This is a genomic window from Paenibacillus sp. FSL H8-0282 (genome assembly GCF_037963825.1).
Taxonomy (GTDB): Bacteria; Bacillota; Bacilli; order Paenibacillales; family Paenibacillaceae; genus Paenibacillus_AQ; species Paenibacillus_AQ odorifer.
Genome location: NZ_CP150146.1, coordinates 5,256,009 through 5,283,002, shown reverse-complemented (window position 1 = coordinate 5,283,002; position 26,994 = coordinate 5,256,009). Strand labels below are relative to the sequence as shown.

Below are 26,994 nucleotides of genomic sequence, written 5' to 3'. Positions count from 1 at the left end.
TATCTATGATTTATGATGACTCCGTTAACTCCGGTGTTACCAGAAGCACCAGTCGCGCCCTAGCTCCCGTAACTCCAGTAACTCCCGTGTCCCCAATCGCCCCATCAGAGCCAGTCCCACCTTTAGCCCCTGTCACCCCAGTCGCTCCAGTTGCGCCAGTTGCGCCAGTTGCCCCATCATATCCAAGTAATTCTGCTGTAACTAATCGATGCGGGGCTACTAATCTTTCTGCACTGTCTTTACCCCAAAATGAGAGTTGGATTGGATGATTTGGCATCACATCTAGCAGATCGCATACATATTGAATTCTTTCTTCATTCATGTAGTAGCCTTCGATCAGAACTGTGGAAGCAATCTGACCGCTACCATTAGCAATTTTGACAGTGACCTGTTGTGTAAGTCTTGTGTTGTTTTCTGAGTTAACATTGTTTTCTATCGGACCAGTAGTTAAAAGAGTCATTGTCCTTCCTCCATTTGCTTCATTCAGATTATTAAGCCTGTTTGATTTTCTCTATGTCTTTAAGAGTAGCGATAGTTTATGCTCAGAAAAACGAACCTTTTCCAAGGATTGGTTGTCATATAGATATCTCAGTCAAGAAAGGAGGGCGTAAAATTTGGAGAGTAACCGGGAGTTATTTGAAACCTACAATAAAGATGTATACCGGACTTGCTACTATATGGTGCATGACGCGGCGGATGCAGAGGATTTGACTCAGGATGTCTTTATTACCGTATTTCGCAGTAATCGTGAGCACGTGGAGCATATCAAGGCTTGGATTATGAAAATAACGGTCAACCATTGCCTCAATCATTTGAAACGAAAACGGACTTTACAACAGAAGATTACGGACAACCTTCATTTCTTTAATAAAACGGCAGAAACAGCTGTGGAGCAGCAGATTGAGCAGCGTGAGACGGAGGTCGAGTGGGCGCAATATATGAGCAAGGTCCCTATCAAACTTAGGATGGTGCTCACACTTAGGTATATGCATGATTTCAGTCTGGCTGAAATTTCGGATCTGCTGTCCATTCCACTTGGAACGACCAAATCTAGGCTGCATAAAGGGCTAACGGTAATGAGGAGAATCCTGCAGGAGGCTGGGGTTCAACTTGAACTAAAGGAGGGCGAAGCTTTTGAAAAAGTTAGAAAATATGCTGGAGCATCGTTTAAATGAAGATAAAGGCGTGCCTTATCCAGATTTTGAACGCATGTGGGGACGTTTAGAGCAAGAAAACAGTACAATGACTCCCCTACAACTTCGTATGGCGAATGGTAGCGGGAACAGAGGGAGAAACTGGAGTAAAATAGCTGTGGTGGCTTCATTTTCAGTACTTATTGCAGCGGCACCCGTATATGCAGCAGTGCATTATGATTGGGATAATTTGCTCCATGGGAGAGGAGGCGTTCAAGCAGCGCTGGCCCAAAATCTCGGACAACAACTGAACCAGTCAGTGACGCAGGATGGAGTAACTCTGAAGCTACATACAGCGATTGTGGATGAGAATCGGACGGTTATCTTATTCACTTTGGATGTAGGAAAACGCTTGGAAAATGAAAATTGGAATGTTAATGGAATGACTTTGAAGGGCGCAGATGGGGCGAATGGTCCTAGTGAGTTCAGTTATGTGTTATGGGATGAGAAAAATCAACATTACAACGGATATTTCGAGAGTGATTGGACACCGAAAAAGGATACTGTGAATGTGCAACTAGTTGCAGATAATCTGCAAGCCTTTAGCACACAGGAGTTAGATTTACCGCTGGATATCCAATCGCAGGGGACACAAAATTTTCCTATTGGACAGGAAGGAATGCGCAGCATAGAGGTGAAACCTTTTACCCAAGGACAAGAAAAAATATTATTCTCTTCAGCGATCATTTTTGATCAGCCAGAAACAAAAGAATGGGCCTTTCCAAATATAGTCGCTTACAAAAACGGAACGCTCATAAATTCGCTGGCTGGAGGTGCTTTCGGTACACCGGGAGAAAACGGGGAATATACGTCCCAGCAATATTTTAAGGCGGCTGATATTTCCAGCGGAGAAGTGAATTACAAGCTGCAGTACATGAAACAAGAGAAAAAGGTTGAGGGGCCCCTAGCTTTTGATCTTCAATTAAGCAAAAAGCAGATGGAGAGCGGAACCATAAATACCTCATTGAATCTGCCGCTAGAAGAGGGCGAACCTAATTACACGCTGGAGAAAATGGTAGTGACGCCTACTCAAATTCGAATCGCTATTAGAAGTAAAGAGAAAGGCAATAATTTCCCGTATCAAAAGTCTACTCTTGAAGTAGCAGGCAAGACGCTGGAGGGCAATTTCTGGAGATCTCCAGAAGGTGAGCCGGAATTAACAGTGCTTCGTTTTGAGCGGCCAGTTGACCTTGAAATCACAGAAGAGACGCCAATTACCTTTGTTGCTAAATACAAGGTGACTCAGCACGGCAGCTATAAAATTAACAAGGACGAAAAAACACCACTTCTGTTGACGAATATATCTGATAAGAAACAGACGCTTATCCAGCAGCTTAGCGGATATCCGGTAAAATGGACGTACTATATGCAGGGTGCCGATCTTTATGTAGAGACTGAAAGTGAAGATGCTCGCTTCGGTGGAATTAACCAGACCCATATCGGACTGGGGAAAGAGCGTATTTTAGGTAAACCTCTGACCGTTAATTTCACTGGGGATGGAAACAATAAGGCCATTGATGTTTACAAGGGTTTCAAAGGTACAGAAGCTTCTATTTATATATTCTTCTATACGACTGACGATCCGGATAAAGAAACAAGAGTGCAGCTGCGGCCATAGAAAATCTTTTTTAGGGAGGAACCTTGTGTTCTTCCCTTTTTTTCGTTTACAGTGAGTAGATGCTGAGTGGACTCAGCGAGGATTAGCGTAAAGGAGAGAAAAGGATGGAAATCACTCGCTGTGCTTGGGTTAATGAGGATCCTTTATATATCGCATACCATGATGAAGAGTGGGGAAAACCTCTGTATGATGACCGGAAGCTGTTTGAATTACTTATGCTCGAAGGCATGCAGGCAGGGTTAAGCTGGTACACCGTCTTAAAAAAACGGGCACATTACAGAGAGGTATTTGATGGATTTGATCCGCAAAAGATTGTGCATTATGATGAGCCGAAAATCGCTGAGTTGATGAACGATCCCGGGATTATTAGAAATCGCTTAAAGATTGATTCTATCATTCGTAATGCAAAAGTATATTTGCAAATTAGTGCGGAAACAGGCAGCTTTTCAGATTATCTCTGGAGCTTTGTGGGGGGCGCGCCTACGCTTAACCATTGGAAGACACGTGCGGATGTCCCTGCTTTAACGGCTCAGTCTGACGCAATGAGTAAAGCATTAAAAAAGCGAGGCATGAAGTTTGTCGGCTCTACCATATGTTATGCTTTTATGCAGGCATCGGGGATGGTAGATGATCATTCGCTCGATTGCTTTTGCAGGAGCAGCACGGGCATGGCAGAGCGTTGATCTGTAGTTTGGCGTTACCCCAAGAAGAAATGTTATACTATGAAGCGAATGCTCACAAAACTAAGTCTATGCTTACGAAGCCAGTTTTGCACGAAGTCAATCAATGAAGCTAACGCTCACAAAACTAAGCCTATGCTTACGAAGCCAGTTTTGCACGAAGTCAATCAATGAAGCTAACGCTCACAAAACTTTAGGAGGATCACATAAAGATGTTATGGCATGAAGTGACGATACATACAACAGAAGATGCACAAGAAATGATTTCGAATTTTTTATATGAAGCAGGAGCGGGTGGGGTTTCTATTGAAGAATCCGGAACACTCAGTAAAGAGCGGAATACGCGTTACGGTGAATTATATGACCAACCCTTGAATGATATCCCAGAAGGGGAAGCGGTAATCAAAGGTTATTATGCCGATTCCACGGATATGGATGCTGTTATAGAAGAACTGACTCCACGGGTAGCAGAATTGCGTGAGTACGGTATTGATCCGGGCAAATCGCTGATTTCTTGGAAAACCGTAGATGAAGACGAATGGGCGCATGCTTGGAAGCAATATTTTAAACCACTCAGGGTATCGGAGCGTCTCACGATTAAACCAACTTGGGAGGAATATACGCCTGAGAGCCCCGATGAGGCAATCATTGAGCTGGACCCTGGTATGGCATTTGGTACAGGGACTCACCCTACAACAGCTTTGTGCCTGCGTGCGCTCGAGAAGAATATTAGCGGCGGCGAAGAAGTAATCGATGTTGGTACGGGTTCAGGAATATTGGCTGTAGGTGCAATGCTGCTCGGTGCGAAATCCGTGCTGGCGTTAGATTTGGACCCTGTAGCTGTTGAAAGTGCGCGGGAGAATGTAGCACTGAATAAACTTGAAAAGTTCATTACGGTAAAAGAAAGCGACCTGCTCTCCTTGCTAGGTGGTGAAGGTGTAGCTGACACGGCTGCTGGAGAAATGTGGCCATCCGCTAGACCGGGTCACACTCTTGAGGGAACACCTGCGGAGCAAGTAACAGAGGATAGCCTCGGCGTTACACTCCCGGTGAAGATTGTAGTTGCGAATATTTTGGCAGAAATCATCGTATTGTTTACGGATGATGTGTATCGTGCACTTCAGCCAGGAGGCTTGTATATTACCTCTGGTATTTATAAGGATAAAGAAGGACTTGTGGCTAACGCACTACAAGAGTCCGGCTTTGAGATTATGGAAGTATCCCGTGAAGAAGATTGGGTGGCATTTACAGCCGGAAAGAGGTAAAAATGGATATATTGCAAAGTATAATACGTGTAGATCTGGATCAGCTTCCTTTTCTGCTCATTACGATTTTAATTGCTTTTACAGTACATGAATTCAGTCATGCTTATTTCGCAAATAAGTTCGGTGACCCTACCGCTAGATTATTAGGACGCATGACGCTTAACCCTGCTGTACACTTCGATTTTTTTGGTATTTTACTGCTGCTGGTTGCTGGTTTCGGGTGGGCACGTCCAGTTCCTGTAAACCGTGATAACTTTAGCCGCCCCCGTCTGATGGGAGTCATTGTGTCTGCTGCGGGCCCAATCAGTAACCTGTTACTAGGGATTATTGGTGCTTTAATATATGGGGTGCTTGCGGCAACCGGTGTATTAGAGTCGATCTCCAATGATCGCGTTTTAGAAGCAGTGTATCTGTTCTTTGGCACCTTTATTCAATGGAACTTCTTTTTATTCTTGTTCAATCTGATTCCATTGCCTCCGCTGGATGGCTACCGGATTGTGGAGGATATTGCTCCTCGCTCCATTCGGGGCAGATTACAGCAATTTGAGCAATGGGCTGTATTTATCTTTTTATTAATTCTGTTTATTCCAGGGTTACGAACCTATACCATTGATCCTCTTGGCCACTGGGCTAGTGAAATGTCGAGAACATTTGTGCAGCTATTCCTAAGAATGTTTGGCAGCTAAGGTAGGGACTGAAGTCTGGTCAACCCTGCTTAAACATTGTATTATGTAATTTGTTGAAAAATAGGATAGTTAAATTTCGCCTGATCCATAGTTATATTTCTCTAAGAAACGGGTGACGTCTTTATTAAGGCGTCTTTACCGTTTCTTCTTACTGAATTCATGAACAGGATGATGAAGAGATGCAGCGATATTTTGTTACACCGGAGCAGTTTGGTGCAGATAACGTTAGAATTGACGGGGAAGATGCAAGGCATATTGCCAAAGTCATGCGCGGTAAGGTTGGGGACAAGCTTATTGTCAGCGATGGCGTCTCCCGTGAAGCGTTAGTTGAGATTGCTCAGATCGAAATAGGGGAAGTGACAGTGAATATCCTGGAAACCCTGGAGATGACGCATGAACCGCGGATAAAAATCACAGTGGCTCAGAGCTTACCCAAGGCCGATAAGATGGAAACTGTCATTCAAAAGTGTACAGAAATTGGAGCCGTTGGTTTTATTCCTTTTCTGTCGGAGCGCACGATTGTACAATACGATGAACGCAAGGAAAGTAAGCGGCTGGACCGCTGGCGTAAAATTTGTAAAGAAGCTGCCGAGCAGGCACACCGGAACATCGTTCCGGCTGTAGGCTCACCGTTATCCTGGAAGCAGCTGCTACAGACTTTTAGTGAGTATGATGCTGTTTATTTCTGTTATGAAAAAGAAGAAGGCTTGCAGCTTCGCAGCAGTGTTGCCCCTTGGTTATCCTCGCTTTCACCGCAGGCTGGTGGGAAGGTACTGATTGTGGTAGGTCCTGAAGGGGGTTTTACACCAGAGGAATGCCAAAAGGCAGAAGAAGCTGGTGCGGTTTCCGTAGGACTAGGACGGCGTATTCTGCGCTGTGAGACAGCGGGTATGGTTGCCGCTGCTTGTATTTTATATGAATCGGGAGAAATGGGAGGAGCTTAAGAGATGCCATCCGTAGCATTTTATACTTTAGGTTGTAAAGTGAATTTTTATGACACCGAAGCCATCTGGCAGCTATTCAAAAATGAAGGTTACGAGCAGGTCGATTTCGAGGGACCCGCCGATGTATATCTGATTAATACTTGTACTGTAACTAATACAGGTGACAAAAAAAGCCGTCAAATGATTCGTCGTGCCGTTCGCCGCAATCCGGAAGCTATCGTGGCGGTTACTGGCTGCTATGCGCAGACCTCTCCTGGTGAGATTCTTGATATTCCTGGTGTCGATCTTGTTATTGGTAACCAGGACCGCGATCAGATCATGACGCATGTGAAAAACATTGAAGCCTCACGTCAGCCGGTCAACGCTGTTCGTAATATTATGAAGACACGTGAATTCGAAGAGATGGATGTACCTGGCTTTGCGGATCGGACGCGTGCTTTTATGAAGATTCAGGATGGCTGCAACAACTTCTGCACATTCTGCATCATTCCATGGTCGCGTGGACTTTCCCGCAGCCGTGATCCCAAAAGTATCGCAACCCAGGCACATCAATTAGTAGAAGCAGGGTATAAGGAATTTGTGCTCACGGGTATTCATACCGGCGGTTACGGTGATGATCTTGATAATTACCGTCTAGCCGATTTGCTGTGGGATCTAGATAAGGTGGATGGACTGGAGCGGGTACGTATCAGTTCTATCGAAGCTAGCCAGATCGATGAGAAGCTGCTGGAGGTGCTGAACCGTTCCTCTAAAATGTGCCGTCATCTGCATATCCCGCTGCAAGCCGGACATAATGATGTGCTGAAAGCGATGCGCCGTAAATATACGACAGAAGAATATTACGCCAAAATGCAGCTGATCCGTCAGGCGATGCCGGATGTCGGGATTACTACGGATGTTATCGTTGGATTCCCGGGGGAGACCGATGAAATGTTCCGTGCCGGCTACGACTTCATGAAAGCTATTAATTACTCCGAGATGCACGTATTCCCTTACTCCAAGCGGACGGGCACTCCAGCAGCGCGGATGGAGAATCAGATCGACGAAGAAATCAAAAATGTACGCGTGCAGGAATTGATTGATCTTTCGGAAGAAATGCAAATAGCTTATGCTCGCAAATTTGTAGGTCAGACATTAAGTGTTATTCCGGAAAGAGCCGCAAAAGGGGCTCCGGGGCGCAATATCCAGCATGGATTTAGCGACAACTATTTGCAGGTGTTCTTTGATGGAGAAGATTCACTCCAAGGAGAACTTTGTCAGGTGAAGATAACGGAAGCTGGCGTGAACGAATGCCGCGGTGAGTTGGTCGGGGTTAGTCAGACTGGGCTTCAGCAGGCTGTCCGTTAAGCAATTGATATCCGTTAAGCAATAGATATTAGTAAAAGACAACAGAGCAGCCATTTTCCCGTTAGCGGGGAAGGGCTGCTCTGTTTTTAAGTTGTTGCTGTCTAGACCACCAATTCATAACAATCTCATGATGCTTTCGGACCCAGCTGGCGTTATTTGTATTTTTTTTGCCTTTTATGCTTAGTTTCGGACTCCAGTGCAGCTATTCCTCAGAAAGTAGTTCATAATAGGTGTTTTTCATGACTATAGCGACTATGGTGTCCGTTAGTGTTCCAAAAGTGGGATAATGCTGCGAATAAGGTCAGCTGTGTCCGATAGTGACTTCATACGCGTAGAAGTGGATCAAAAAAACATCCGTAGAATCATGATTGAAACAATCCCCGCCAGTACAGTGCCTAGCAAGCTCCGGGTTTTTATCGCAACCAAAAAAGTAGGCAATGTCGCAAAAAGCTCAATGTTATTAGCTAAAGACGAAAATTTCCCATCATTCAAAAATATCTCCTGACCTATTAATGCTGCCATAACAGAGATAGGAACATAGTTTAACCAGCGCATTCCCCATTCTGGCAATTCAAACCGGCTAAGGATCATGAGCGGAACCACCCTGGGAATAAAGGTCACAAAAGCTGCTCCTAGAATGATCAGAAATACATCCCATCTTACTTCCATTTTTCAAACACCATCCCTGTCGTTGAAGCAATGACTGTAGCGATAATCACTCCAACACTGCTGGAGAATAGGAAGGAGCTTCCTACTGCTATGATCACGGCAAGGATTGCGACAACCAAATCTAGTTTGATTTTATTACGGTCAATCATGGAAATTACAAGAATGCCAATAAACATCGCAGGTAAGGCAAACTGTAAACCGAATTGATCAGGGTCTGAGATCCACTGGGCTAAAAAAGCTCCCGCTACATTCGCAAGAAACCAATTTAAATAAGCGGTGAGATTTAGACCGTGCATCCATTTTTCACTGATTTGCTGCTTATTCAAAGCTTGATTGATGGCAACTCCGAAGGTCTCATCAGTCAATAAAGAACCAACCAGCATATTTCTCAGTGGGGAAAGATGGCGGAAATAAGGTGAAAGAGCTGCACTAAGCAAAATATGGCGAAGATTCACGATAAATATCGTAATAATAATGGCCGCAGGCGAGCTGCTAACAGCTATCATTCCAGCAGCTATAAACTGAGCTGAGCCCGCGTAAAGAATCAAGCTGATTAAGGCAATCTCAGCAATGCTGAGCCCGGCTGTCTTTTGAACAACACCTGCTGCGAGTCCGATGCTTAAGTAGCCTAGTAGTGTGGGAATACAATCTTTTACCCCTTTAAGGAAGCTATCTTCCTGTTTAGGAGACGGGATTGCTTCTAGTTGGACGTTCTCTGCACTCATCGTAGCCCCCTTGTTTCAAGAAAGAATTTAGTAGTTAGCATATTACTTCCTAATATTTTGATCAACCTTTACCGTATTATCTAGTCTGAAAGTCCCGAATTTCGCTTTATAGAGCCAGGGGGTAAACACTTAGGGTACAATTGTCGATATAAGTAAAAGAGTGTGGGGATAAACCACCGAACGACATTATAGCCTAAGGGAGAGAACAAATGACTGTGTACAGGAAAATGACGAAAATGCTCCTCATCATGATATTGTTAGCTACTGCGGTTTTTCCGGTAAGTGTCTTTGCAGCGACCGGCGATATCAACTCGATTGAATTCGAAAGCTCCGCTAAAGTAGAGCTTACGGTTGGACAAACGCCAAAGCAACTTAAGGTATATGCGAATGTGGAAGGGTCCTCATCTAAAAGAGATGTGACAGGTGCAGTTGTATGGAATTCTTCTAACACAAACGCTGTAAAGGTAGTAAATGGCCTATTGACTCCGATTGACAGTGGAAAAGCTATTATTACAGCGACTTATAATCATGCACTTGCTACCATCGAAGTTGAGGTAGCCCATCCTGTTAAAGAACTGAAGCTCGAATATAGTTCTGAAGGGAACTACAAATTGGGTGATGATGAGGATAAACTGCTGGTCAAAGCCAATGCGATTGGTGGAGAAACAGCGACTTCTGCTAAGGATGTAACGGCTGATACTACTTGGAGCAGCTCCAACACAAGCGTGTTGACCATTGCAGAAGGTAAGATCACTTTGGCTGGTGAAGGTACAGCAACGATCACTGCCAAATACAAGACCTTAACAGCAACCTTTAAGGCTGTAGTGAAATTGCCTTATTCTGAAATTGAGCTTAAACATGACGACAAAATCGTTAAAGAACTAGAGATGCTAGTCGGTGATGCACCTTTGAAGTTGGTTGCAGAGACTAAAGAAACTACAAAATCCAGCGCAAATGATATTTCAGAGAAAGCAGAATGGTCCTCTTCTAGTGCTAGTGTAGCTACAGTAGACAAAGGCGAGATCAAAGTGTTGTCTGCTGGTAAAGCTGTAATTACAGTATCCTATCTAGGGATTACACAAACAGTAGACGTATATGTACGTGCTCCTTATGAAGCGCTACTACTTACTCCTACAGGAGATCAATTCCTGTTTATGGGCGAAACCCTGAACGTTAAAGCTGAGGTTCGCGATGCTGCGAATTCTACTCCGAACATTTCAGGCAGCGCAGTATGGACTTCGGATAACCAATTGGCGGCAACCGTTACGCCTGGTAGCGATACTGCGGCAGTGACTGCTAAAGCAGTGGGAACTTCGGTTATTAAAGCAGAGTACAGAGGAATTAATAAAAGCTTTAAGCTGACAGTGTATCCTACGATCACAGAACTGGCAGCCGAAAAGACGGAATTGGAGCTTTACACAGATGACACCGTAAGCCTTCCAAAAGTAAATGGTACAAAGCTTGACGGTACAAAGCTAGATCTTAGCAGTGATATTGAGTGGACCTCTGCGGATGATGAGATTGCCACCATTAAAGACGGCAAGATTGTTGCTGAATCGGCAGGTATTGTGAAGGTTATCGGTAAAATAAAATCAGAAAACCCAACGACTTCAAAAACTGCTGTAAGAGAAAAAAGTGTTGAAGTAAAGGTTACAGTGAAAGATAAAGTCCTTGTCTTGCTTGGACCAGAAGAAAACCTGGTGATTGTTACTGGTGAAGAGAAGGCTGTTCCTGAAGTAAAAGCTGTGATGGAAAACGGCAGTGAACTTGATGCTACTGCAACTATGGAATGGGAGCTTACCGGTACGAATGCGATTATCAAGACAACAACTTCCGGTAAGGTAATCAAAGGACTGGTGAAGGGTTCTGCTACTTTAAAGGGAACTTACGCTAATAAAACCATCAGTATCCCAGTTACCATTGAACAAAAGGTTACTAAGCTAGTTGTAGAACCTACTGCTATCGAAATGAACATTAAAGGCTCTAAAGCGATAAAGGTAACGGCTTATTATTCTAATGGTAAGACAGGGAATGTCTCCAGCAGTATGAATTGGGAATCCTCAAACGAGGCGGTTGCTACAGTTAAAGCTACAACCGTTAAAGCAGTAACAGAAGGTACTGCTACGTTGACAGGATCTTACCAAGGGATTGCTGCTAGTGTCAAAATTACTGTAGTTCCTAAATTAACAAAGCTGACCGTTAATGAAAGCAGACTGAAAATGGCTCCGGGAGCCGTTCAGAATGTAGTCGTGACTGCACAGTATGATACTGGTAAGACTGCTGTTGTTACTGGAAGTGCGGTATGGACCAGCTCCAAGCCTTCTGTAGCGAGAGTATCTGCAAGTGGTCAGATTGTAGCTGTGAGTAAAGGAACGACATCCATTAAAGGAAAGCTAGGCGGCAAAACAGTTACAGTATCAGTGACAGTGAAGTAATAGAGAATAAGATCTGAATTATCAACTATGAATCTGCAAAGCCAACATTATGTTGCTTTGCAGATTTTTTTATTTGGATTCTATAGTAATTCCGACTATTCCGATGTATAATCACATAAAACATAATAGATGCGTTGGGGGAGATGAAAACATGGCAAAACAAAAGGTGTTGTCGATCAAGACGATAGTAGCGATTGGTATTGGTTCTGCTTTATTCGTTATATTGGGGAGATTCGGCTCGATTCCTTCGGGTATTCCAAACACTAACATCGAGACTACATACGCATTACTGGCATTGTTCTCCCTATTGTACGGCCCGTTTGCCGGATTATTTATAGGCCTGATCGGGCATACCCTGAAGGATACGATATCTTATGGATCGCCATGGTTCAGTTGGGTCATATCATCAGGAATTGTAGGGCTGGTTATTGGCTTGTTAGTAGCTAGAATCGCTATTCATGACGGGGAATTCGGACGGAAGGAAATAATACGCTTTAATCTGGCTCAGATTGCAGCGAATGCTGTAGCTTGGTTCCTTGTAGCCCCAGTGTTGGATATTCTGATCTATGCAGAACCCGCTAATAAAGTATTTACGCAAGGACTGACCGCAGGTGCATTAAATATAGCTTCGGTGGCAGTGATCGGATCTTTACTAGCCATTGCGTATGCTAAGACAAGAACGAAACAGGGCAGCTTGACTAGAGAAGCTTGAGTGGAATACATATCCAAGCTAAAAAGCCGGTGGAAATCACCGGCTTTTTTCTCTTCACATTAACCCAGAGGAAGGTCTCAGATGAAAAAAGTAATGATTGAATTTAAGGATTTCAGCTTTCAATATCGGGCGCAGCAGGAACCCACACTACAGGGGATTAACTTAACGATTGTTGAAGGGGAGAAGGTGCTTATCGTGGGACCCTCAGGTTCTGGGAAAAGTACACTGGCTCATTGCATTAATGGTCTCATCCCTTTTGCTTACAGAGGGGAAATATCAGGTTCATTACGGATTATAGGCCAGGAGCAGAAGGATCTGAGTATCGCAGAGCTGTCCAATCAGGTAGGTACCGTATTGCAGGACCCGGATGGACAATTTGTAGGTTTAACGGTTGGCGAGGATATCGCCTTCAGTCTAGAGAACCATGTGGTTCAGCAGACAGAAATGAATAGCAAAGTGGCGGCTGCCGCAAGAGCGGTGGATATCCACGAATTTCTGGCCTCTTCTCCTCAGGAGTTATCGGGTGGACAAAAGCAAAAAACGTCCTTGGCAGGTGTTCTGGTAGGTGATGTGGACATCCTGCTCTTTGATGAACCGCTGGCAAGCTTAGATCCTTATACCGGTACAAAAGCGATTGAGCTTATTGATCGAGTGCATAAAGAGACAGGTAAAACCGTTATTATGATAGAGCATCGTCTTGAAGAGGTGCTGCATCGGGCGGTGGACCGTATTATTGTGATCCATGAAGGACGTATTGCGGCGGATATGCCGGCTGCAGAACTGTTGAGCACAACGTTGCTTTCAGAAGTTGGCATTCGGGAACCTCTCTATTTAACGGCTTTGAAGTATGCCGGATGTTCGATTACAGCAAATATGAATCCGCAACATGTGAACGATATAGAGTTGGAGGCGTGTTCTAATAAACTTAAGATCTGGTATGAGTGCAATCAGTCGCGCCAGGATAAGCTGGAGAGCCCACCCATCCTTGAACTGCAAGATATTTCTTTTGGATACGAAAAAAATCAGCAGGTGCTGGATAAGCTCAATCTCTGTATTCATAAAGGAGAGATGGTCTGTATAGCGGGGCGAAATGGGGCTGGGAAATCTACAGTTTCTAAGCTGATTTGTGGCTTCTATAAACCTACTTCCGGATCAATACGGATGCATGGGCGTGATATTGCTCAGGACACGATTAAGGAGCGGGCAGAGCGGATTGGTTTTGTTATGCAAAATCCCAATCATATGATTTCAAAGACACTTTTATATGATGAGGTTGCCCTAGGACTAAGACTCCGAGGTTGCCCTGAGGAGCTCGTTCGTGAACGCGTCCATCAAGTCTTGAAGGTGTGCGGACTTTATGTTTTTCGCAGCTGGCCGATCTCGGCGCTCAGTTACGGCCAAAAGAAACGGGTCACGATTGCCGCCATTCTGGTACTGGAGCCGGAAGTGATCATTTTGGATGAACCGACTGCTGCTCAGGATTACAGGCATTATAACGAAATGATGGAGTTTCTCTTGACGCTGCGGGGGCAGGGGATGACGGTCATTATGATTACGCATGATATGCACTTGATGCTGGAATATGCCGATAGAGCTATAGTGTTAGCTGATGGCGTGAAGCTTGCGGATGATAGCCCTGAGCGAATATTAACGAATACTGATGTGGTGAAAAAAGCGAACTTGAAAGAAACCTCGCTTTTTGCCCTAGCTATAAAAGCTGGATTGAAACAACCGGAGGAGTTCGTTAGAAGGTTTATTGCGTATGATAGGAGGAGCCGAGGCGGATGAAGGCCAAAATGTTAACTTTTACGAAGCAGGATTCACCTATTCACCGTCTTACCGGCGCTACGAAGTTGATTTTATTTGTAGTGTGGTCTGTGACGGGGATGATTACATATGATACAAGATGTCTAATTGTGATGCTGTTATTTAGTTTGCTTGCCTTTAGAATTTCCAAAGTTCAATTTCAGGATTATGCTTTCGTATTATATTTTATTTTGATTTTCTTTTTGCTTAATCATATAGCTATCTTTATTTTTTCTCCTTTGGAGGGCGTACGTGTTTACGGGACACGTCATGATATTATGCATATTGCAGGCCGGTATACGGTAACTTGGGAGCAGCTATTTTATCAATTCAATATTGCCCTGAAATATGCGGTGGTCATTCCTATGGCATTATTATTTCTTCTAACGACCAATCCCAGTGAATTTGCAGCATCCTTAAATAGAGTTGGAGTGAACTATAAAATTGCATATTCTGTATCGCTGGCACTGCGGTACATTCCGGATATTCAACGAGATTATGAGAATATATCGTTTTCTGCTCAAGCAAGGGGAATAGATATTTCTAGAAAAGAAAAGCTGCCTAAGCGGCTAAAAAATATCATTTCGATTCTGATGCCCCTAATTCTGACTAGTATCGAGCGGATTGAAAATATCAGTACCGCTATGGAGCTGCGCGGCTTTGGCACTGAGACCAAACGAACTTGGTATAGCCGTCGCCCGTTCACGAGAGACGATTATTTTGCATTGGCTTTGTTTGCGCTGATTGGAATTTTCTCGACGGTGATCACTTTTTACGACGGTTCGCGGTTTTATAATATTTTCGATTGAAGTATAATAGTACAGTTGTGGAAAACTGGGATTATAATAAACGGCACCTTTTTGTTAAGACTGAAGATGTTTCTCCAGTTTTGACCATATAGGCAGGTAGCATAATGGCAGTGCTAGAAGTGAGCAGACTACGTTGAAAATGGTCTGGGCGTGGGCGATTTGTGAAGCAGGGCCTCCACCAATCCATGCAGCACTTGCTTGTAGCAGCCCGATCATGGGCAAGAATAATAGTGCACCACCTACATTAAGCGCAACATGGGACCAAGCGACGAAGACGCCGGATGGCGTGCCGCCGATGGAAGCGATGACCGCTGTAACACAGGTGCCCACGTTGGCGCCCAGCACAATGGCTATACCTAGCTCAGGCGGCATGGCACCCGAGGCGGCAATGCTCATAGCCATAGCTATGACAGCAGCGCTGCTATGGAGCATGGCTGTTAGGCACGCTCCAGCGGCGAGCCCCCATAAGGCACTAGTAGCGGCATGGTTTAGGAACCAGAGGAATAAGCCACTTTCCTGAAGTATTCCGCCGATAGACTGCATGACAGCGATGCCCCATAGGACGAGGGAGAAGCCTGATACAGCCAGACTGATAAATTGCAGCGGCGGGGATATTTTGTGGCAGAGCTCTGCCACTCGCGATGTAGGCGGCAGTTCGCCTGCAATAACTGCCGCTGCCCACAGACTGAGCGAGGCTGCCAGCAAGGGCGTGGCCATGGTATTGATCTGAAGTCCGATCAATTCTGTAGTTAATGTGGTGCCGATGTTGCTGCCCAGGATAATGCCAAGTGTGCGGGCATAGGTAAGCAGGCCGGCATTGACCATGCCGATAGTCAACACCGTTACAGCAGTACTGCTCTGGAGTAAGGCGGACAACAGGCTGCTGGCAATCATTCCTTTAATAGGTGTTGAGGTAGCTCTATTTAGGCTTGTAGTTAATAGAGGGCCTGCTAGCTTGGACAACGCCGTTTCCATCAGCTTCATGCCGGCTAGAAAGATAACAAGACCATATATGATAGGGAACAGCAAATCACTGAACATAGGGCATACTCCTTTGGACGAGGGTTGTACACCAATATATGAATGTATTGCATGGGACATGTATAAAAACATTTTTAGAAAAACAGGGAGTTGAAGTCATTGCCATCGGTTATTTTAGAACGCAATCGCAAAAAAAGACTGGAACAGGGCCATCCATGGGTCTATGCAGGTGAAGTCGCATCGGTAGAAGGGAATCCGGAAGCGGGGGGATTAGTAGATGTCCTTAATCATCAGGGCCGATTTTTGGCCGTGGGATATTACAATCCAGCGTCACAGATTCGGGTAAGAATTGTATCGCAGGGACCCCTTGCGATCATGGATACAGCCTTTTTTGCAGAACGGTTTGCGAATTGTCTGCAACACAGAAACCGGTTCCTTCCGGGTGCGGATGCTTATCGCTTGGTTTATGGTGAAGCGGACTTTTTGCCGGGGCTTATTGTAGATCGATTCGGAGATATTTTGGTTGTGCAGCTGCTTACCCTCGGAATGGACAAGCGGCGTGCAGAAATCGTCGAAGCATTGGTGCAGGTTATGGCACCGCGCGGAATCTATGAGCGCAGTGATGTTAGTGTGCGCGAGCTTGAAGGTATGGAGCAGACAACGGGTGTGCTGTACGGGGAATGTCCAAGGCATGTAACCGTGAGCGAGAATGGCCTGAAGCTGGTCGTTGATATTGAAGAGGGCCAGAAGACAGGTTACTTCTTTGACCAACGTGAGAATAGAGCTTCCATTGCTCCGCTCATGAAAGGGTGGGGAGGACGAAGCGGCATTACGCTACAGGAAATTGAAACTGAGGATGGTTCACTACAGACCTTACCAGTTAATAAGAGCGGCAAACATGTAACGTTCCCTTATTGGGACGGTGCGACAGTGCTGGAATGCTTCTCGCATACGGGCAGCTTCACGCTGCATGCCTGCAAGTATGGCGCGAAAAAAGTAACCTGCCTTGATGTTTCAGCACACGCCATTGAGAGTGCCAAAGTGAATGTGGAGCTGAACGGCTTTAGCGATCGTGTTGAATTCGTAGTGGATGATGCTTTTGCATATCTACGGAATCAGGTTAAAGGACTAGAGGAACGTTCTGAACGGGCGACAGTTGCAAGTGGAACAGAGACGGCAGCAGCTGCTGCAAATCCTAAAACCGGAGGCAAAACAGCCAAAACCGACACATCCAAGCCGATGACAGCAGGTGGAGGAAGAACTTGGGATGTAGTCATCCTGGACCCTCCGGCGTTTGCCAAAACCAAAAGTGCAGTAGCTGGCGCTTGTCGTGGTTACAAGGATATCAATCTGCACGGGATGAAGCTGGTGAACGAAGGCGGCTATTTGGTTACCGCAAGCTGTTCTTACCATATGCAGCCAGATCTGTTCCTCGAAACGATTGCCGATGCGGCTAAAGATGCTGGCAAGGTGCTGAGACTTGTGGAATGGCGGGCCGCAGGCAAAGACCACCCACAAATACTTGGCGTTAACGAAGGACACTATCTGAAGTTTGCGATTTTTGAAGTGCGGAGTAAAAAATAAGCCTGAAGGTCAAAAAGGTTTACAGTGCCAAGTAACAAGTAGGATAAACGGGCTGGACGTAGGGTGGCCGTGAGTCGACTGTAATGCAAGGAGTTGCTAACGGACTCAGATGACTCTATTTAGCGTAAACAGCCCATTATTGAATTCTTACGGACCCCAAAGACGCTATTGCCCTTAAAACACCCGTAATGCAGCACATTTTCGAAGAATAGCGTCAGTGGGGTCCGAAAAGTTGCCATAACAGCACTGAATCCACGAATAACGGCTCCTGGGTCCGTAAGTAATTAATGAAACAAGCCGAGCCGAAATGTTGAATGTTAAATTCGGAATACTAAATGGTAAACAACGAATGATGCTTATTGAATTATGATATGCGGAATGCGGATTACAAAACGATCGGCGTAGAGTGCTAATGTTGAGTATTGAACACTGAACGCCAACAGTCTAACATTGACCCTATGCTCCGACATTGGCAGCTCCTATCTAACGTTGCACAACTGGCATTAAAAACAAACTAAACACTCTAAAAAGCAAGCCGCCAAAATCCGGAGGTTTGCTTTTTTTATTTGTACTCATAGCTGTTTATCCTTTGTAAAACATTAGAAAATACTAGCAAACACATGTTCCGATTAGTGTGGTTATGATATACTGAGGGGACGAGGAATCACTGAACTTTTTTAATTGGAGTGTAATCAATGGGTGGATATTTCACCCTGTATTCTATATATTTTCTCCGCTACGGAAGGAGTCTATCATTTATGCCGGTAACCTTTTTACTAGGCCGCTCGGGCAGTGGCAAGACAACAAAAATATGGGAATCTATCTCTTCTTCCTTAGAAAAGGAACCGCTTGGTGCGCCGATTATTATTCTTGTGCCAGAGCAAGGTTCTTTTGGAGCAGAACGGGGGCTTCTGACCGTAGGGAATGTGAAGGGAAGCCTTCGGGCGCAGACACTGAGTTTTTCGCGGCTTGCCTATCGTGTGAAGCAGGAAACTGGTGGCAGTGCAAGTCTGCCAATCAGTGAAGAAGGTAAGAAAATGTTAATTTACAAAATCATCAGTCGCCGCAAAGAGGAACTGAAATTATTCGGTGCCTCAGCAGACAGACCGGGTTTTGTGGAACGTCTGAACCAACTGCACACGGAGATGAAGCGTTGCTGTTTGGGTTCCACTGATTTAGAGGAACAGTTGTCCGCTATGCGAGGAGCTATTGCAAGAAGTCCTATTCTTGAGGGTAAGCTGGATGATTTACAGCTGGTATTTAGCGATTTAGAGAAGGAAATGTCCCGTCTTTATATCGATGAAGAGGATCGTTTAGCAGAACTTGCTGAGCATATTCCAGATTCCTCCTACATTCGCGGGGCAGAGATTTGGGTAGATGGGTTCCATGGATTTACTCCGCAGGAATTCGTAGTGCTTCGAGAATTGATGCAGCAAGCTTCGAGGCTGACGGTTTCGCTTACAATTGATCGTCCTTACCCCTATGGAGATCAGTTGAATGAGCTTGAATTGTTTCACCCAACTGCGGTTACTTACATTAAACTGCGAGGAATTGCTGAAGAGCTGGGCATTGATGTATGGGACGAGCTGTTGGAGCCAACGGTTCTTCCGCGTTTTGAGGAAAGTCCAGTACTTGCTCACCTTGAACGGGGATATGATCGCCGGAAGGCTTGGATAGGTGCGGATGAACTGGCAAGAGAGGCTATATCCATAGGCGCCGCAGTTTCGCACAGAGCAGAGGTTGAGGGAGCCCTGCGCGAAATGACTAGACTGGCGCGAGATGAAGGTGCAAAATATGGCGAAATGGCCGTATTGATGCGCAATATTGGCGATTACGAGCAGCTGGTTCAGCCGTTGTTCCAAGATTATGGAGTGCCATTTTTTCTGGACCAGAAGGTGAATGAGCTGCATCATCCGCTAGTGGAGTTTATACGTTCCACATTGGATGTAGTGCGTCGTCGCTGGCGTTATGAGGATGTATTCCGTTGCGTAAAGACGGAGCTTCTGCTTCCGCTAGACGGTAGTATTACGCGTGAAGATATGGATGCTTTAGAAAACTATGTGCTGGCTTGTGGGATTCAGGGGTACCGCTGGACAGATGGCCGCTCCTGGAAAGGTATTCCTAGCTTGTCGCTGGAAGGCGGCAGACAGATGGATGATGAACTGCTTGCTACTATGGAACGATGCCGTGCTAGTATAACAGGTCCATTATTTGCTTTTGAGAAAAGAATCCAGAAAAGTCGTAGCGGTCTTGAACTTTGTACGGCATTGTACAAGCTGCTTGAAGAGACGGATGTTGCGCGAAAGCTGGAGAAACTCAGTGTTAAGTCTATGGAGAAGGGCCAACCCGAGAAGGCTAGGGAACATAGCCAGTTGTGGGGTGCGGTACTTGATCTTCTAGATCAGATAGTAGAAATGATGGGCAATGAAAGACTTGAGTTTGAAGTGTTCACTGGAGTTCTAGAGACAGGTCTTGCAGAACTTAAAATGGGACTAGTTCCGCCCGCACTGGATCAAGTATTGGTCGGCAATATGGATCGGACTCGCCCAACGGGGGTTAAATACGCTTTTTTACTTGGATTTAATGAAGGTGTTGTGCCTGCACAGTTTAAGGAAGATGGAATTCTCTCGGAAGGTGAACGCTCCGTACTAGAGAATGCTGGAATGGAGCTTGCTCCCGGCGCTTCTCGTAAACTGCTGGACGAGCGGTTTCTGATCTATAATGCACTAACGACAGGAAGCCGAAAGCTCTGGATTAGCTACGCTACAGCGGATGATGAGGGCAAAGCTCTCCTTCCCTCTGAGGTTATCCGGCATTTGCATAGAATGTTCCCAAGGGTTCATGAGCACAGCTTGTCAGCACTTCCCCCTTCGGGACTACCTATAGAAGTCGGAAATCCTATCCATCTCGGTTTCATTGGTGAACCAGAACAGAGTCTTCGCGCATTGATTATGCAGCTGCGGCAGTGGCGCCAAGGAACAGAAATTCCGGAGCTATGGTGGGATGTGTATAACTGGTTTACTAAGAACGAAGATCGTAAATTTCAACTGGAACGTTTGCTAAGTTCACTGTTCTATCGTAATGAGGGAACGAAGCTAAAGCGTGGCACAAGCCTCAGATTGTATGGTGGCTCAACACTGCGGGGCAGTGTGTCCCGGATGGAGAAATTTGTTGCGTGCTCATTTTCCCATTTTGCATCCTACGGACTAAGACTGAAAGAGCGCCAGTTATATAAGCTGCAAGCACCTGATATTGGACAGCTGTTCCATGCTGCGTTAAGTGATATGGCGATAAGACTGAAACAAGAGGGACGGGGCTGGGGCAGCTTATCTCCGGATGAATGTCGGCGTGAGGCCAGTGAGACAGTAGAACGGCTATCTCCGATGTTGCAGGGTGAAATTCTAATGAGCTCCAAACGTTACGGGTACATCTCCCGTAAGCTTAAGAATATTGTTGGACGTGCTTCTGTGATTCTGGGCGAGCACGCCCGCCGGGGCAGCTTTGAGCCAGTAGGGCTGGAGCTGGATTTTGGACCGGATAAGGAGTTGCCGCCTTTAAGAATTACGCTGCCGAATGGCTGTGTGATGGAGGTTGTTGGCCGGATTGACCGTGTAGACATGGCTCGTGGAGAGAACGGTATTCTTCTGCGGGTAATTGATTATAAATCGAGTCAAAAGGATCTCAAGCTGCATGAGGTGTATTATGGATTGTCGCTGCAAATGCTGACTTATCTGGATGTGCTGCTGACATATTCGGAGCAATGGCTGGGGCAGCCGGCACTTCCAGCAGGCACACTTTATTTCCATGTGCATGATCCGTTGTTAACCTCATCCAACGGGATGAACAAGGAACAGGCTGAGCAAGAGCTGTTGAAACGCTTCAAAATGAAAGGACTGCTTACAGCAGATCGTGAGGTTGTCTCCCTGATGGATACCACTTTAGACAAAGGGTATTCTTCTATCGTGCCTGTAGCAGTAAAAGCTGACGGCAGCTTTTATAGCAGTGCCTCAGTAGCTACACCAGAGCAGTGGGGCCATCTATTATCCTCCGTTAGAGGGACGATCTCGGATATCGGGACACGGATTACAGAGGGTGATGTGGCGATTGAGCCGTACCGAATTGGGCAGGAGACCGCCTGCACATTCTGTTCCTTTAGACCTGTCTGCCAGTTCGATGAAGCTGTGGAAGGTAACAGCTATAACAATCTGGGTAAGCCAGGGAAGGACGTTATATGGGATCTGCTGTCCCGCAAAGGAGGAACTACACCTTGAGTATGAAGGCTGAAATAGAAGCGAAACCGGAAGGAAGTATATGGAGTGATGACCAGTGGCGCGCCATTGCGGAGAGCGGTGATGACATCCTCGTTGCTGCGGCAGCAGGTTCCGGCAAGACGGCGGTGCTGGTAGAACGGATTATTCGAAAGATCAGTAAGGAAGAGAACGGCTTCAGTGTAGACAGGCTACTAGTAGCCACGTTTACCAAAGCTGCGGCTGCCGAAATGCGGCAGCGGATCAGGGAAGCCCTTGATCGGGAGCTGGAGGAGAACGGGGAGAACGACCATTTGCGCCGTCAGCTATCCCTGCTGGGCAAAGCTTCGATTACAACATTGCACTCCTTCTGTCTGGAAGTGATCCGGCGTTATTATCAAATGATTCCGATTGATCCGGGTTTCCGCATATTAAATGAGCATGAAGCGGAGATGATGCGGCAGGAGCTGCTCGAAGAGTTGCTGGAGGAAAAGTACGGTGAGGTAGGTGCGGATGGCGAGGATAGCATATTTGTGCAGCTCGCTGATTGGTTCAGTGGTGAACGCAGTGATGATGCAGTGCATGCGCTCATACAGCGATTGCATGATTACGCCCGCAGCCATCCTTGGCCAGCGCAATGGCTCCGTGATACTGCAGCTGATTTCTCATTGCCAGACACCGAAAGTCTGGGTGGAACGCCATGGGTGCTGAGCATTCTTGAAGAAGCGAAGCTGACACTTGCGGGTGCAGCCAGTCAGCTGATTCAAGGCCGGGAGATTGCACTACAACCGGGTGGTCCGGCACCCTATGCTGAGAATTTAACCACTGATCTTGAGATGGTAAATGCACTGCAGGATGCCGTAAACGAACGACCTTGGGCAGAATTATATGATATTTTTATGGAAGTATATTTTGGAAAATTAAAGGCTTGTAAGAAGGATTCGACAGATCCTGGACTGCAGGAGATGGTTAAGGAACTGCGCGACAGTGTGAAGAAGAGTATTTTAGATCTTCAGAAAGCATTGTTTGGCCGTCCGCCTGAGGTTTTTTTGAAAGAGCTGAACGAAGCGGCTCCACTGATGGCAGAGCTTGCAGAGACAGTGATAGCATTCGGTGAACGTTATAGAATTGAAAAAGCAGGAAGAGGTCTAGTCGACTTCAGTGATTTGGAGCATTATTGTCTGCAAATTCTACGCCATCCGGACTCTACGCCCGGTCATTCCCTGCCTTCTGATGCAGCTATGGAATACCGTGCTCAATTCGATGAGGTTCTGCTGGATGAGTATCAGGATACGAATAGTGTGCAAGAGGAGATTGTGCGGCTAATATCCCGTGAAACACCCGGTAACCGGTTTATGGTCGGAGATATGAAGCAAAGTATCTATCGATTCCGTCTGGCGGAGCCGGGGCTATTCCTGGATAAATACCGCAGCTTTGGCTCACACCCAATCGATGATCCATCTGAAATTACTAATGAATCGTCTAGCGGTTCGGTTATCGATCTGGCCCGTAATTTTCGCAGTCGCATGGAGGTTGTGAATGCCGTTAATATGATCTTCCGGCAGATTATGAATGAGACGGTAGCGGAGATTAATTATGACGAACGCGCTGAGCTTGTTTACGGAGCGAATTTCCCAGGTGCAGCAGAGAAGGGTCCCGATACCTTTTTTGCACCGGAGTTATTATTGATAGATCGTGGTTCAACAGCAGGGAAGTCAGAAGAGACTTCTGAAGACGGTGAGGCGCCACTTCAGGAGAGTGAAGCTATTGAGAGCGAGACGGCGCAGCTGGAAGCACGGGCAATTGCCCGGCGTATTTCACAAATGACGGGGATGACCGGTGGATCGCCGCTGCTTATCTACGATAAAGGACTCAAGATTATGCGCCCGGTTATTTACGGTGATATCGTAATCCTGCTTCGCTCGGCAAGAATCTGGACTCCTCTAATCATCGAAGAGCTTCGGATGGAAGGAATCCCTGCTTATGGTGATCTGAATAAAGGTTATTTTGAAGCTACAGAAGTGGAAATTGCACTTTCCCTCTTAAAAATAGTTGATAATCCTCAGCAGGATATTCCGCTGGCTGGCGTACTTCGTTCACCTGTGGTCGGATTAACGGAAGAAGAATTGGCTACGGTGCGTATGTGTAGTCAGGGTCCTTATTTTCAAGCAGTACAGATGGCGGTGGAGATGCAAGATGAAAAAGAGGCTGAAGAAGAGTATGACCTCTTCTCGGCTCCTGTGATTGAATCCGCAAGCACCGTCGAAAATAATGTTTTACCTGATAAAGATCTGCCGCAGATCAGTCCAGAACTGAAGCGCAAGCTTAGACATTTCCTAGAACAGCTGGAAAGCTGGAGAAATGCGGCTAGACAAGGTAGTCTCAGTGAGCTGATCTGGCGTATCTATGGGGAGAGCGGCTATCTGGAATGGGTTGGAGGACTGCCTGGAGGCTCGCAGCGCCAGAACAATCTTAAGGCTTTGTATGATCGGGCTGTGCAATTTGAGAATGATACCGCAGCGCGTGGATTGTTCCGTTTTCTGGTGTTCATTTCACGGCTTCGTGAGAATGGCGGAGATCTGGGTGTAGCTGGCGGTGGCGGTGAAGAAGGCAATGGCGTCAGAATCATGACCATCCATAAATCCAAAGGGCTGGAGTTCCCTGTTGTTTTTGTAGCCGGGATGGCAAAACAGTTCAATCGACAAGATTTGCATTCGCCATTTCTTATGCACAAAGAGCTTGGCTTTGGGCCGCGTTTTGTGGAACGGGAAACGCGAGTTAGCTACCCAACACTTCCTTATCTGGCTATTAACCGGCGTACACGGCTTGAATTATTAGCTGAGGAGATGCGTGTATTATATGTAGCGTTAACTCGTCCGAGAGATAAGATGATTCTAGTAGGCACTGTAAGAGATTTGCCGCGCAAAATCGCTAGCTGGAGCAGCGTACAGAACCGGGATGAGCTGCTGCTTGCAGATCATCTGCTGGCCCGAGGGCGCAGCTATTTGGACTGGGTTGGACCGGCATTGATCCGGCACCCTGCGGCGGCGGTTCTTCGTAAGCTGGGCGGTTCAGAAGGTACCGTCTCCACGGTGCTGCACAACGATGTCTCCAACTGGAGCATCAGTGTGCAAAATGCTTCCGAACTTAATTCTGGGGCGTTCCTGCCAACGGATCAGACTGAAGAGAAGGTAGAGGAACGGCAAGCTGTACTCGAAGCACTGCATAAGGGTGAAGCTGTAAATATATATGAAACAGAGACTAGCGATGAAATTGCTAGAAGACTGGAATGGAATTATCCGTATGCGGCAGCCTCAGGTATTCCGGCTAAAACTTCTGTTACGGAGTTAAAGGCGTTGTTGTCGTTGCAGGAGCAGCCCTCTTTTGATCTGCTGGAAGAAGGCAATTCTACAACCTCAATAGAAACCGATAAACGTCCAAGTGTTGCAGGTGCGGACAGTCTTCATTTGCGGCGTCCGAAATTTATGGAAAAACGCAGTCTAACCCCAGCGGAACGCGGGACAGCATACCATACAGTCATGCAGCATATTCCGCTGGAGGGTTCAGTTGATCCTATGGTTGTGGAAGAAACCTTAGCCCGACTCCAGAGAGTGGCTATTCTAACTGCTGAGCAGGTGGAGGCTGTAGCTCCCGATCAGATAGAAGCTTTTTATACTAATGAACTTGGACGTAGATTAATAGCTTCTTCTTGGAAGCTTAGAGAAATGCCGTTCAGTTATATGGTTCCCGCAGGTGAGGCTTATCGAGGGCTCGGTTATATGAATGAAGCCGTCTCGGAGCTTTCCCCTGAGAACAATAAGGAAGGCTTTAGTGAGGCTGTACTGATTCAAGGGGTCATTGACTGCCTGTTCCGAGAAGAGGACCGGATTATTCTGCTAGACTATAAGACGGACTCTGTATTAGAACATCAGGGCGGCTTAGAGGCACTTAAGGAAAAATATCGTTTTCAGCTAGAGTTATACAGCAAGGCATTACATGATATTTTGGGAGAGCCGATCAGCGAGATTTGGCTGTACTTTTTTGACGGCGATCATGCTGTGAAATTATAAATTATTCATTGCCGCATAGGAGCGGGGAAAGAGGACGAAGATGCGGATATTGCATACGGGGGATTGGCACTTGGGCCGTACGCTGGAGGGAAGAAGCCGCCAGAAGGAGCAAGAGCAGTTCATAGATGAATTGGTGGAGATCGCCGATTTTCATAAGGTGGATTTGATTATGATGGCGGGAGATGTGTACGATTCCGTTAATCCGCCAGCGGCTTCGGAGCAATTATTCTATGAGGCTGCTGCCAGGCTGACTTCAGGGGGCAGGCCCCTTGTGGTGATTGCCGGCAATCATGACCAACCGGAGCGCGTATCTTCAGTCTCCCCGCTTGTATTAAGGCAGGGGATTACCTTGGTAGGACTTCCAACCTCAGAGCCAGTGACAGTTCATGCTGCGCGGACAGGTGAGATTGCCAAAATCGCAGCCCTTCCCTATCCCTCTGAGGCACGTCTCGGTGAGTTGCTTGCTGGGGACAGCGGGGAAGAGGAGCTTCGACTAGCTTACAGCGCACGGGTAGGCAAACTTATGCAACTGTTGGGACGGGAATTTACGCCACAAACCGTGAATTTGGCGATGAGCCATATTTATGTGCTTGGAGGTGTAGAGAGTGATTCGGAACGCCCGATTCAGGTGGGCGGGGCTTACACTGTAGACCCTTCTGCTTTATCCTGTGGAGCGCAATATACTGCACTAGGCCATCTTCATCGCGCTCAGCGTGTAAAAGGGGAAGGGATGATCCGTTATAGCGGATCCCCGCTGGCATATAGCTTTTCGGAAGCAGGACAAGCCAAGTCGGTGACGCTGATTGATGTTGCGCCGGGCGGTGAGCCGACCTTCGAAGAAATCTATCTTCGCTGTGGGCGTCCACTTGTAAGATGGAGCTCTACGGGGGGATTGCAAGAGGTATATAACTGGTTGGATGAAGGTAGAGATGCTTCCGCTTTTATAGATTTGGAGATTCGGCTCAGTGAAGCTATGTCGATGAATGATATTCAGCGCCTGCGTAAATCACGTGAGGGGATCATTCATATTCGTCCGATTTATCCGCAAATGGAGCTGGAGCTCGAACAGATTTCCCGTTCACGTATGCCTGTACAAGAATTGTTCCGTAAATTCTATCAGCGCCAGACGGGCGGGGCGGAGCCGGAGGATCGTTTGATTGAGCTGTTCTTACAGCTAACCGAAGAAGAACGGCAGCAGCCGGAGGAAGGAGAGGAGAACTAAG

The 26,994-nt window shown here is 46.4% G+C and carries 19 protein-coding genes; 15 read left to right on the top strand and 4 right to left on the bottom strand.

The features are described from left to right. Nucleotides 1–10: 10 nt before the first annotated feature. A complete protein-coding gene (locus tag NST94_RS22940) occupies nt 11–460 on the bottom strand; it encodes a hypothetical protein (protein ID WP_280753458.1) in 450 nt (149 codons plus the stop codon). Between the two features lie 154 nt (nt 461–614). Here NST94_RS22940 and NST94_RS22935 point away from each other — a divergent pair, with 154 nt between their 5' ends. The 7 genes from NST94_RS22935 (at nt 615) to mtaB (ending at nt 7,733) form a co-directional block, all read left to right on the top strand. Continuing rightward, nucleotides 615–1,175, top strand: a complete 561-nt coding sequence (locus NST94_RS22935; RefSeq protein WP_076192119.1) for an RNA polymerase sigma factor — start codon at nt 615–617, stop codon at nt 1,173–1,175. Then, the gene (locus tag NST94_RS22930) at nt 1,135–2,811 is read left to right on the top strand and encodes a DUF4179 domain-containing protein (RefSeq protein ID WP_280753457.1); all 1,677 of its coding nucleotides are present in this window, start codon (nt 1,135–1,137) and stop codon (nt 2,809–2,811) included. The genes NST94_RS22935 and NST94_RS22930 overlap by 41 nt, the downstream gene beginning before the upstream one ends. Nucleotides 2,812–2,915: 104 nt before the next feature. Beyond that, nucleotides 2,916–3,494 carry a DNA-3-methyladenine glycosylase I gene (locus NST94_RS22925; RefSeq protein WP_076128964.1) on the top strand — a complete coding sequence of 193 codons (579 nt, stop codon included), beginning with the start codon at nt 2,916–2,918 and terminating at the stop codon, nt 3,492–3,494. Between the two features lie 209 nt (nt 3,495–3,703). Then, a complete protein-coding gene (gene prmA, locus NST94_RS22920) occupies nt 3,704–4,756 on the top strand; it encodes a 50S ribosomal protein L11 methyltransferase (protein ID WP_036683907.1) in 1,053 nt (350 codons plus the stop codon). A 2-nt stretch (nt 4,757–4,758) separates the two neighbouring features. After that, nucleotides 4,759–5,442, top strand: a complete 684-nt coding sequence (locus tag NST94_RS22915) for a site-2 protease family protein (RefSeq protein ID WP_076128966.1) — start codon at nt 4,759–4,761, stop codon at nt 5,440–5,442. 179 nt (nt 5,443–5,621) lie between these two features. Further along, the gene (locus NST94_RS22910) at nt 5,622–6,386 is read left to right on the top strand and encodes an RsmE family RNA methyltransferase (RefSeq protein ID WP_076185272.1); all 765 of its coding nucleotides are present in this window, start codon (nt 5,622–5,624) and stop codon (nt 6,384–6,386) included. A gap of 3 nt (nt 6,387–6,389) precedes the next feature. Then, the gene (gene mtaB / locus NST94_RS22905) at nt 6,390–7,733 is read left to right on the top strand and encodes a tRNA (N(6)-L-threonylcarbamoyladenosine(37)-C(2))-methylthiotransferase MtaB (RefSeq protein WP_280753456.1); all 1,344 of its coding nucleotides are present in this window, start codon (nt 6,390–6,392) and stop codon (nt 7,731–7,733) included. 342 nt (nt 7,734–8,075) lie between these two features. Here mtaB and NST94_RS22900 read toward each other — a convergent pair whose 3' ends face one another. Continuing rightward, complete coding sequence (locus tag NST94_RS22900) at nt 8,076–8,402, bottom strand: AzlD domain-containing protein (protein WP_280753455.1); 327 nt, start codon at nt 8,400–8,402, stop codon at nt 8,076–8,078. Further along, nucleotides 8,393–9,127, bottom strand: a complete 735-nt coding sequence (locus tag NST94_RS22895) for an AzlC family ABC transporter permease (protein ID WP_076281216.1) — start codon at nt 9,125–9,127, stop codon at nt 8,393–8,395. The genes NST94_RS22900 and NST94_RS22895 overlap by 10 nt, the downstream gene beginning before the upstream one ends. Before the next feature lie 209 nt (nt 9,128–9,336). Between NST94_RS22895 and NST94_RS22890 the strand changes: the two genes are divergently transcribed. From NST94_RS22890 to NST94_RS22875, 4 genes are all read left to right on the top strand, one after another. After that, on the top strand, nt 9,337–11,562 hold the full coding sequence (locus tag NST94_RS22890; protein ID WP_280753454.1) for a hypothetical protein: 2,226 nt from the start codon (nt 9,337–9,339) through the stop codon (nt 11,560–11,562). A 151-nt stretch (nt 11,563–11,713) separates the two neighbouring features. Beyond that, a complete protein-coding gene (locus tag NST94_RS22885; protein WP_076128974.1) occupies nt 11,714–12,274 on the top strand; it encodes an ECF-type riboflavin transporter substrate-binding protein in 561 nt (186 codons plus the stop codon). Nucleotides 12,275–12,355: 81 nt separating this feature from the next. Next, complete coding sequence (locus NST94_RS22880) at nt 12,356–14,062, top strand: ABC transporter ATP-binding protein (RefSeq protein WP_280753453.1); 1,707 nt, start codon at nt 12,356–12,358, stop codon at nt 14,060–14,062. Beyond that, on the top strand, nt 14,059–14,889 hold the full coding sequence (locus tag NST94_RS22875; protein ID WP_076128979.1) for an energy-coupling factor transporter transmembrane component T: 831 nt from the start codon (nt 14,059–14,061) through the stop codon (nt 14,887–14,889). The genes NST94_RS22880 and NST94_RS22875 overlap by 4 nt, the downstream gene beginning before the upstream one ends. Nucleotides 14,890–14,943: 54 nt before the next feature. Here the strand turns inward: NST94_RS22875 and NST94_RS22870 are convergent, their stop codons facing one another. Further along, on the bottom strand, nt 14,944–15,930 hold the full coding sequence (locus NST94_RS22870) for a Na/Pi symporter (RefSeq protein ID WP_280753452.1): 987 nt from the start codon (nt 15,928–15,930) through the stop codon (nt 14,944–14,946). A gap of 99 nt (nt 15,931–16,029) precedes the next feature. Here NST94_RS22870 and NST94_RS22865 point away from each other — a divergent pair, with 99 nt between their 5' ends. The 4 genes from NST94_RS22865 to NST94_RS22850 all read left to right on the top strand — a co-directional run bounded on the left by NST94_RS22865 (nt 16,030) and on the right by NST94_RS22850 (nt 26,993). Next, nucleotides 16,030–17,454: a class I SAM-dependent rRNA methyltransferase gene (locus tag NST94_RS22865; RefSeq protein WP_248549502.1), complete on the top strand. Its 1,425-nt coding sequence runs from the start codon at nt 16,030–16,032 to the stop codon at nt 17,452–17,454. Nucleotides 17,455–18,212: 758 nt separating this feature from the next. Continuing rightward, nucleotides 18,213–21,725 carry a helicase-exonuclease AddAB subunit AddB gene (gene addB, locus NST94_RS22860; RefSeq protein WP_280753451.1) on the top strand — a complete coding sequence of 1,171 codons (3,513 nt, stop codon included), beginning with the start codon at nt 18,213–18,215 and terminating at the stop codon, nt 21,723–21,725. A 2-nt stretch (nt 21,726–21,727) separates the two neighbouring features. Beyond that, nucleotides 21,728–25,771: a helicase-exonuclease AddAB subunit AddA gene (gene addA, locus NST94_RS22855; protein WP_280753467.1), complete on the top strand. Its 4,044-nt coding sequence runs from the start codon at nt 21,728–21,730 to the stop codon at nt 25,769–25,771. Nucleotides 25,772–25,811: 40 nt separating this feature from the next. Continuing rightward, nucleotides 25,812–26,993, top strand: a complete 1,182-nt coding sequence (locus tag NST94_RS22850; RefSeq protein ID WP_076136581.1) for an exonuclease SbcCD subunit D — start codon at nt 25,812–25,814, stop codon at nt 26,991–26,993. Nucleotide 26,994 lies beyond the last annotated feature (1 nt).

Coding starts and splice junctions, on each gene's coding strand:
- NST94_RS22940 (WP_280753458.1), bottom strand. CDS start 460: ATGACTCTTTTAACTACTGGTCCGATAGAAAACAATGTTAACTCAGAA.
- NST94_RS22925 (WP_076128964.1), top strand. CDS start 2,916: ATGGAAATCACTCGCTGTGCTTGGGTTAATGAGGATCCTTTATATATC.
- prmA (WP_036683907.1), top strand. CDS start 3,704: ATGTTATGGCATGAAGTGACGATACATACAACAGAAGATGCACAAGAA.
- NST94_RS22915 (WP_076128966.1), top strand. CDS start 4,759: ATGGATATATTGCAAAGTATAATACGTGTAGATCTGGATCAGCTTCCT.
- NST94_RS22910 (WP_076185272.1), top strand. CDS start 5,622: ATGCAGCGATATTTTGTTACACCGGAGCAGTTTGGTGCAGATAACGTT.
- mtaB (WP_280753456.1), top strand. CDS start 6,390: ATGCCATCCGTAGCATTTTATACTTTAGGTTGTAAAGTGAATTTTTAT.
- NST94_RS22900 (WP_280753455.1), bottom strand. CDS start 8,402: ATGGAAGTAAGATGGGATGTATTTCTGATCATTCTAGGAGCAGCTTTT.
- NST94_RS22895 (WP_076281216.1), bottom strand. CDS start 9,127: ATGAGTGCAGAGAACGTCCAACTAGAAGCAATCCCGTCTCCTAAACAG.
- NST94_RS22890 (WP_280753454.1), top strand. CDS start 9,337: ATGACTGTGTACAGGAAAATGACGAAAATGCTCCTCATCATGATATTG.
- NST94_RS22885 (WP_076128974.1), top strand. CDS start 11,714: ATGGCAAAACAAAAGGTGTTGTCGATCAAGACGATAGTAGCGATTGGT.
- NST94_RS22880 (WP_280753453.1), top strand. CDS start 12,356: ATGAAAAAAGTAATGATTGAATTTAAGGATTTCAGCTTTCAATATCGG.
- NST94_RS22875 (WP_076128979.1), top strand. CDS start 14,059: ATGAAGGCCAAAATGTTAACTTTTACGAAGCAGGATTCACCTATTCAC.
- NST94_RS22870 (WP_280753452.1), bottom strand. CDS start 15,930: ATGTTCAGTGATTTGCTGTTCCCTATCATATATGGTCTTGTTATCTTT.
- addB (WP_280753451.1), top strand. CDS start 18,213: ATGCCGGTAACCTTTTTACTAGGCCGCTCGGGCAGTGGCAAGACAACA.
- addA (WP_280753467.1), top strand. CDS start 21,728: ATGAAGGCTGAAATAGAAGCGAAACCGGAAGGAAGTATATGGAGTGAT.
- NST94_RS22850 (WP_076136581.1), top strand. CDS start 25,812: ATGCGGATATTGCATACGGGGGATTGGCACTTGGGCCGTACGCTGGAG.